At 63.0% G+C, this 7,136-nt stretch carries 7 protein-coding genes and 1 pseudogene; 3 read left to right on the top strand and 5 right to left on the bottom strand.

From position 1 onward, the window contains the following. Positions 1-152: 152 nt before the first annotated feature. Positions 153-635: a GNAT family N-acetyltransferase gene (locus EI969_RS06675; RefSeq protein WP_160386723.1), complete on the bottom strand. Its 483-nt coding sequence runs from the start codon at positions 633-635 to the stop codon at positions 153-155. Between the two features lie 183 nt (positions 636-818). On the opposite strand from EI969_RS06675, the gene EI969_RS06670 reads away from it, so the two are divergent. From EI969_RS06670 to EI969_RS06660, 3 genes and pseudogenes are all read left to right on the top strand, one after another. Then, positions 819-2,024, top strand: a complete 1,206-nt coding sequence (locus EI969_RS06670) for an MFS transporter (RefSeq protein WP_160386721.1) — start codon at positions 819-821, stop codon at positions 2,022-2,024. An 81-nt stretch (positions 2,025-2,105) separates the two neighbouring features. Continuing rightward, positions 2,106-2,429: a hypothetical protein gene (locus EI969_RS06665; protein WP_160386719.1), complete on the top strand. Its 324-nt coding sequence runs from the start codon at positions 2,106-2,108 to the stop codon at positions 2,427-2,429. A gap of 9 nt (positions 2,430-2,438) precedes the next feature. Further along, a pseudogene (locus EI969_RS06660) lies at positions 2,439-2,585 on the top strand (Rho termination factor N-terminal domain-containing protein); the annotation flags it as partial. Between the two features lie 121 nt (positions 2,586-2,706). On the opposite strand, the gene EI969_RS06655 reads toward EI969_RS06660, so the two are convergent. The 4 genes from EI969_RS06655 to EI969_RS06640 all read right to left on the bottom strand — a co-directional run bounded on the left by EI969_RS06655 (position 2,707) and on the right by EI969_RS06640 (position 6,981). Beyond that, entirely contained in the window at positions 2,707-3,636 is a 930-nt protein-coding gene (locus EI969_RS06655; RefSeq protein WP_160386717.1) for a PfkB family carbohydrate kinase, read from the bottom strand. Further along, complete coding sequence (locus tag EI969_RS06650) at positions 3,629-5,095, bottom strand: cytosine permease (protein WP_160386715.1); 1,467 nt, start codon at positions 5,093-5,095, stop codon at positions 3,629-3,631. The genes EI969_RS06655 and EI969_RS06650 overlap by 8 nt, the downstream gene beginning before the upstream one ends. A 177-nt stretch (positions 5,096-5,272) precedes the next feature. Continuing rightward, positions 5,273-6,271, bottom strand: coding sequence for an ADP-ribosylglycohydrolase family protein (locus EI969_RS06645; RefSeq protein WP_160386713.1), 999 nt, complete (start codon positions 6,269-6,271; stop codon positions 5,273-5,275). Next, positions 6,268-6,981 (bottom strand): GntR family transcriptional regulator, encoded by a 714-nt coding sequence (locus EI969_RS06640; protein ID WP_160386711.1) that lies wholly within the window; start codon positions 6,979-6,981, stop codon positions 6,268-6,270. The genes EI969_RS06645 and EI969_RS06640 overlap by 4 nt, the downstream gene beginning before the upstream one ends. Between the last annotated feature and the right edge of the window lie 155 nt (positions 6,982-7,136).

The following is a 7,136-nucleotide window of genomic DNA, read 5'->3' as shown; positions in this document are numbered from 1 at the left end:
ATGTTGTGGGTCAGTTCCAGGGCTCGAGCGAGACGCATAAAAAAATCCGATGCCAGTACAGGCATCGGATTTTGATTTCTTGCGGCCAAAGGTCAAGCGAGAAGGCTTAACTGATCGGCATTAGCCCGAAGGCTGCGTTCTTTTAAACGCGATCAGTTGCCCGCGGCGAAATCCCGCAGTACTGACCCATCCATCCGATAGCGAACCCACTCCTCCTGCGGCTGTGCACCCAGGGATTTGTAGAAATCGATAGCTGGCGTATTCCACTCCAGCACGCTCCACTCGAAACGGCCGCAGTCATTGGCGCAGGCGATTTTCGCCAGGTGCCGCAGCAGGGTCTTGCCCGCACCACCGCCGCGCTGTTCCGGGGTGATGTACAGGTCCTCCAGGTACAGGCAGTTGCTGCCAAGCCAGGTGGAATAGCTGAAGAAGAACACCGCGAAACCGATGGCCTCACCCTCGCGCAGGCAGATCAGGCCATGGGCGGTGGCGCCTTCGCTGAACAGGCTGCGCTCGATGTCGGCAACGCTGGCGATGACTTCATGGCGGGCACGTTCGTAGTCGGCCAGCTCAGTGATGAACGCGAGGATTTGCGGTGCGTCACTGGGGGTCGCCGGGCGGATTTCGATCGTCATGGACGTGCCTTGTCAAAAAGAGGAAAACGCCATACTAAGTCGGCGCGGTATTTGTGGCGAGGGGGCGTAGAGGCTTTACTCCGGCCGACACTAACCCTGGCATCGATAACCTCGGACCTAACATTCGCGCACTGCGTGGTTAGATAGCGGCGCTGCTCATTTATCCGGTCAAGGAACCGCGTCATGTCTACCGCTACACCCCCCGTTTCAAGCAAGTTGTTCGGCCTGTTTTGCCTCGCCAGTTACCTGTTGTCGCTGTCGTACGGTTCGACGTTTTTGCTGTCGTTGCTGATCAGCTCGCGCGGTGGCAACGAACATGACGCCGGCAGCGTGATTTCGGCGGCGATGCTCAGCACCTTTGCGGCGGTGATCGTTTCCGGTCATTTGTCCGACCTGCTCGGTGCCGCCCGGTCAGTGGCGTTGTTTGGTGTACTGTTGGTCGCGGCCAGCCTGGGCTTCGCCCTGACCCCGGGTTTCGGTGATCTGCTGTTGTTTTTCGGCCTGCTGCTGGGCCTGGGCTGGGGCGTGTTCTACACCCTCGGGCCGATCATCGTGGCCAGCCTGGTGCCCCCCGCGCAACGCGCCAAATACTTCGCCCTGCTATCGGGCAGCATGATGACCGGGATCGGCAGCGGCCCCTTGCTCGGCCGCGCGGCGAGTGCGCTCGGTTATCCGGTGACGGCGGCGTTCTACCTGGCCGCGCTGGCCAGCCTGATCGGTGTGCTGCTGTTCTGGCGCCTGGATCGGCAGTTGAAACAGGCGAACACCCAATCAACCAGCGTGTCGCGGATTTCCTGGCGTGCAGCGGGACAAGTGCTGTCGTCCCGGGCCATTTTCCCGATCATCATGGTCGGTCTGGGCGGCTGCGTGTTCGGTGGTCTGTCGAGCTTTCAAACCAGTTATGCCGCGGCGCGCTCGCTCGACTATTCGCTGTTCTTCCTCGGCTTCATGAGCGCCGCGATCAGCGGTCGCATGCTGGTTGCCGGGTTCGTGGTCAAGCGTGATCCATTGCGCGCCTCGTGCCTGCTGTCGGGGCTGATGCTGGCATCGATCGTGATGTTCGGTCATGTCGTCGCCAGCAGCTTCAGCTACGTGCTCGCGGCGGTGATGCTCGGGATCGGCTACGGCCTGACCTACTCGGTGATCAACGGCCTGGCCGCCAATGAAGCGCCGAACGGCACCACTGCGCAATCCTTGCTGCTGTTCAGCCTGTCGTACTTCATCGGCGTGTTCGGCTTTCCCTTGCTGGCCGGGAAAATCATCGTCGAGCAAGGCATGGCCACGCTGCTGCTGACGGTGTTGGCGGTGGCCTCGCTCAACTGGCTGATCACCGTGGGCCGGTTGATCTGGCGTCGGGTGACCACGGCCAAGGCGCTGCAACAAGCCTGAGCCGTTCGTCGCTGACAATGCACCCATTCGTCTCGAGGGCGGACTAATCAGGTAAGGACTCTAACCGTTGGAGACAACACCATGATCCTGTCCAGGTTGACCGCCCTCGCCCTCACCGCCCTGCTGTCTTGCACCTCGTTCGCCGGGACCATCGGCTCCAGCACCGGCCCGACCAACCCGGTGGAAAAACCCAGGGCACCGGCCATCCAGAGTGTTCCCGGCATGAACACCGATGGCACCACGATTGACCACAACCTGCCGCCCTCCACCGGCACCGACCCACGCACCCAGGGCAATGACATGGGGCGTCAGGGCGGGGCGGACCTGCCGGACAAAAAAACGCCCGGCACTGGCGGCCTCGGTTCAAGCACCACCGAGGACAAGGAAAGTCATATCAGCCAATAGTGACTCAGGAGAAATCCCACGCCTCGTGGAAGCAAGGCTTCGCGGGAAACTCCAACAGTCGATAGCTTGAGGAAAAAAGCACGGGCAAAGGATATTCCCGGGCGGTCTTCGATGCGCAAGCAGGAGCTGATCGAGGCGTTGCGCAAAGCGGGTTAAGACCACTTTTTGTGCTGTAGCCAAAGACCCCATCGCGGGCAAGCCCGCTCCCACAGGGGACCATGTTCGTCTGCGCAACCCGGTCAACTGTGGGAGCGGGCTTGCCCGCGATGGCGGCAGATCAGTCGCTGAAAGTCCTGCGGATCAACTCATCCACTTCAGCCGTCCCCGGCGAAGTCGCCGGCCCCCAACGGGTGACCGCCAGCGCCGCCGCTGCATTGGCCCGCCGTGCCGCCTCGAATGCCGACAAACCTTGCGCCAGCCCGGCCACAAACACACCGGCATGGGCATCGCCGGCGCCATTGCTGTCCACCGCGTCGACCTTGAACCCCGGCACATGCCGACGCTCTGCGCCATGGCTGATCCAGCACCCTGCGGGCCCGTCGCGCACGACCATCAGTGCCTTGGCCGACAGGTGCCCTGCCAGGCAATCCAGCGCCTGGGTGATGTCCGCCGCGCCGGTAAACTTCAGCGCCTCCACGGCATTGCTGGTCCACACATCGATGCGCGCGAGCAAGGCTTGCATCATCGGCGCGTCCGGCGAATCCACCAGCGGGCCCGGATCGAACACCACATTGACGCCATCCGACAGCGCCAGCACCCAATCCACCAGCGCCTGCGCCTTGCCTACGTGCAGCAGGCTGTAGCCGCTGACGTACACGTAGTCGCCCGCCTCGGCCGGCACACTCGCCAGATCTTCGGCGCTCAACTCGCCTTCGGCACCGATGTAAGACACGAAACTGCGTTCGGCAGAAGCGTCGGTGATGGCCACGCACAGCCCGGTGTCGCGTTCTGCGCGATCGGTAATGCCGATGCGGATGCCTTCGGCGCTCATCGCCTCACGAGCCAGGTCACCGAAGCGTCCGCTACCGTGGCGGCCCAGGTAGACCACCGGCAGGCCATTGCGCTGTGCCGCGGCCATCACATTGAAACCGCCGCCGGCCTCGAAACTGGCGGACTGCGCCAGCACGTCGCCGCCCGCTTCGGGCAGTTTGTCCACGGCCATGACCAGGTCGATGATGACCTGGCCGGTGTGCAGCATTCTAGGCATGAGCGTTCTCGATTGCGGCGGCGCGGCGATCCCTGGCCCCGCCCAGTACGAAGTAGATCCCGCCCGCCACGACGAAGGTCACGATCCAGCCAAGACCGTTGTGGCCCAGCCATGAGTCGGACAGCAAGCCCTTGAACCAGACATTTTCCGCGGTGGTGCCGATGGTGGTGAAACTGAAGCCCAGCACGATGGCGATCGCCCATGCGCCGAACGCACGCCACTCGATGCCGCCGCGATACCAGTAGGCACTGCTCGGGCTGACGTTCAGCAGGTCCTTGGGGCTGTAGTAGTGACGATGGATCAGGTCGACCACGAAGATCCCGACCCACGCCGTGATCGGTACGGCCAGCAGGGAAATGAAGGTAATGAACGGGCCGTAGAAACTGTCGGCGATCAGCATGAAGTAGATTGAACCTGCGAAGATCGCCACGATGTCGACCACCACCGCATACACGCGCTTGACCTTCAGGCCCAGGGTCAGCGTAGTCAGGCCGGCGGAGTACACCGACAGGTTGTTCGACAACAGCAGGCCGCCGAAGGCAGTGATCAGGTACGGCACGGCCATCCAGGTCGGCAGCATGTCGCGGATCGCGATGATCGGGTCAGTGGCTTGCGCCAGGTCGTTGTTGCCCACCGACAGCAAGCCGCCGAGGGTGATCAGCAGCACCAGCGGAATCCCCGCACCGAACGCCGCCGAAGCCACGAGGCGCACGGCCTTGACGCTGCGGTGCTGGTAGCGCGACATGTCCGCGCCGGCATTGGCCCAACCGATGCCGGTGCCGGCGGCCATGGTGCCGACGCCGATGATCATCGCGCTGATCGGCGCGGGCGTTGCGTTGAACACCGCGCTCCAGTCGATGGTCGCGCAGAGGAAACCACCGACCAGAATGTTCAGCGCGCCGAATACATAGGTCGCCCACTTCTGAATCACCAGCAAGGTCGCGTGGCCGAGGCCGGACACCGACAAGGTCAACAGCACGAAAATCGCGATGAACACCAGGGTCAGCAGCGGTGCGCTCTTGGCTTCCACCGGCGAGCCGAACAGGATCGAGCACAGCGACAGCAGCACGAACGCAGCGGTGGTGGTGTTGACGGTTTCCCAGCCCAGGCGCGACATCAGCGAGACCAGCGTGGGGCCGATGTTGCCGCGCACACCGAAGATCGCTCGCGACAGGGTCAGGCTCGGCGCACGGCCTCGACGGCCGGCGATGGAGATGATCCCGACCACCGCGAAGGAGCCGGCGGCACCGAGGATCGCGACGATGATCGCCTGCCAGATCGCCAACCCGCGAAAGGCCACCAGGGTCGCGCCCAACGGCAGGCCGAGGATGGAAATATTGGCGGCGAACCACACCCAGAACAGTTGCAGCGGATGCCCGTTGCACTCGGATTCCGGCACCGGTTCGATGCCGCGGGTTTCCAGTTGCCCGGCGCTTTGCCCGGCGTTGGTTGAACTCATGAAAAATGCTCCTGTTGCCATTTGTTTTGGTTGTGGGCAATTGCGGAATTGGCGATCCATTGCGGGGTTATCAAGTCAAGTCGGTGGCGCGCCCATCGCGGGCAAGCCCGCTCCCACAGGTACGTGGTGTACCTCAACCCTGTGGGAGCGGGCTTGCCCGCGATGGGGCCCGTCCAGTCAACGCAAAGCCAGCAGCCCGGTCACCAATGGCTCCAGCTCCAGATCATTGACCACCTTGACCTTGTCGATCATCTCCACAGGCCAGCTCTCAAGACCCAGGCAGGCCCCGAGCATCGCGCCCAGAATCGCCGCGATGGTGTCCGTGTCGCCGCCCAGGCTGGCGGCCATGCACAGTGCATCGAAGGCGCTCATTTCACCGATGGCCACTTGCTGGGCCAAGGCGAACGACACCACCACCGACTCCTGGGAAGCCACGGAGGTGCCGATCACGTCGTACAGCACATCGGCGAGCAGCCCGTTGTCACTGTCGACGCTGATGCTGCGCGCCCAACTGATGCGCGAGGCAATCCGTCCACCGGCCACCCAGTGACCACGACTTTCGGCTTGCTGGGCGATTTGCTGGCCGAGGTTCAAGGCCTCGCCCAGGTCCATGCCGTTGATGCCGGCAGACACCACCGCCGCCACCGCCGCCGCGCTGGAGATCCCCAACGTGGTGTTATGAGTGACCTGGCAAGCCTGCACGACCGCTTCAATGAATCGCTGCGGATCGGCGACATTCGCCGCGATCCCCACAGGCGTAATGCGCATCGCCGCGCCATTGGTGGTGCCGTAGCGCCCCGCTTCTTCGGGCGAATGACCGGCAAGGATCATCTCGATGGCGCGCTTGGTCGAAGGGCCGAGCAAATCCTGCGAGCCCTTGGCCTGCATCACCGCCTCCCATTCGATCAAACGCTGTGCGAGCACCGACGGTTCGATCTTGCCCTCGCCATCGATCAACAACTGGCCGACCAGGATCGCCTGTTCGGTATCGTCGGTGATCGAGCCCTTGGGCATGTTGGCGGCAATCGGCTGATCGGGGCCGGCGTCTTCGAGGCTGGTGATTTCACCAAAGCGCGCCTGGATCTGTGCGCGGCTCAGGGATTGGGTCGGCATGCCCAGTGCATCGCCCAGGGCCAGGCCATAGAACGCGCCCAGGGCACGATTGAGCGCAGTCATTTCGAATTTCCAAATTGCAGGTGCAGACGGAAGTGCACGGGATCGAGCAGGCTTTCGACCTGTTCCATGAATCGGTTCTGCCGGTCGTAGGTGGTGCGCAAGGCCTTGAGGAACACCGTGCCGACCGGGCGGCCCAGCAGTTCGGCGTCTTCGGCGCTCAGGGGTTCGGCACCGATCCACTGATCGCCGTGGTCGCCGATGTAGCCATAAGCGGCCAGGGTGATGGTCAGGGAGTTGTCGATCAGACCGACCCGCGGCAGGCTTTCCAGGCCTCCGCAGGCGGGCATCAGTGAGCGTTCGAGGGAGACCAGCGTGCCGTCGTTGGAACGGCGACGACGGTCGAGGGTGATGAACTGGTCGGTGCCGAAACGCGACAGCAGATCAGGGCGGGTGACCGCCTCAAGCCGCAACACTTCGGTATTGACCAGCGCCCCGCTGTCCGCCAACGCCTGCGCCCAGCCGCTGCGCTGGTCGAGCACCACGCCGTCAAAGGTGACGATGGAACCCACCCCGCTCTGCGTCGCGATGTAGTTGCGCCGTTTCAATTCGGCCAGGGCCTCACGCAAAGTGCCTCGGCTGACCTTGAATTCCTGAGCCAACTGATGCTCACCCGGCAGTTGAAAGCCGTCCTCCAAGAGGCCGCTTTCGATGCGCCGGATGAGTTCGTCGACCACCCGTTGTTTCTTGTCAAATCGTACCTGTCTAATCATGTACAAAGTGATAACCGAAACAGGTTCGGGGGGGCAAGGAAAATTTCAGGGAGGTGACGGAAGGACGCGATTGTCCGTGAGAGCGGAGTGAGTCAGTTATGCCGCCATCGCGGGCAAGCCACGCTCCCACAGGTTACGTAAAAACCTGTGGGAGC

Origin of the sequence: Pseudomonas sp. PB101, assembly GCF_009764265.1 — a bacterium.
Lineage (GTDB): Bacteria > Pseudomonadota > Gammaproteobacteria > Pseudomonadales > Pseudomonadaceae > Aquipseudomonas.
Note: the sequence above shows the minus strand (reverse complement) of the source record. Positions and strands in the feature narration are given on the sequence as shown.

Bases quoted from the DNA above. Each gene is read 5' to 3' on its own strand.
- EI969_RS06675 (WP_160386723.1), bottom strand. From the start codon at position 635: ATGACGATCGAAATCCGCCCGGCGACCCCCAGTGACGCACCGCAAATC.
- EI969_RS06670 (WP_160386721.1), top strand. From the start codon at position 819: ATGTCTACCGCTACACCCCCCGTTTCAAGCAAGTTGTTCGGCCTGTTT.
- EI969_RS06665 (WP_160386719.1), top strand. From the start codon at position 2,106: ATGATCCTGTCCAGGTTGACCGCCCTCGCCCTCACCGCCCTGCTGTCT.
- EI969_RS06655 (WP_160386717.1), bottom strand. From the start codon at position 3,636: ATGCCTAGAATGCTGCACACCGGCCAGGTCATCATCGACCTGGTCATG.
- EI969_RS06650 (WP_160386715.1), bottom strand. From the start codon at position 5,095: ATGAGTTCAACCAACGCCGGGCAAAGCGCCGGGCAACTGGAAACCCGC.
- EI969_RS06645 (WP_160386713.1), bottom strand. From the start codon at position 6,271: ATGACTGCGCTCAATCGTGCCCTGGGCGCGTTCTATGGCCTGGCCCTG.
- EI969_RS06640 (WP_160386711.1), bottom strand. From the start codon at position 6,981: ATGATTAGACAGGTACGATTTGACAAGAAACAACGGGTGGTCGACGAA.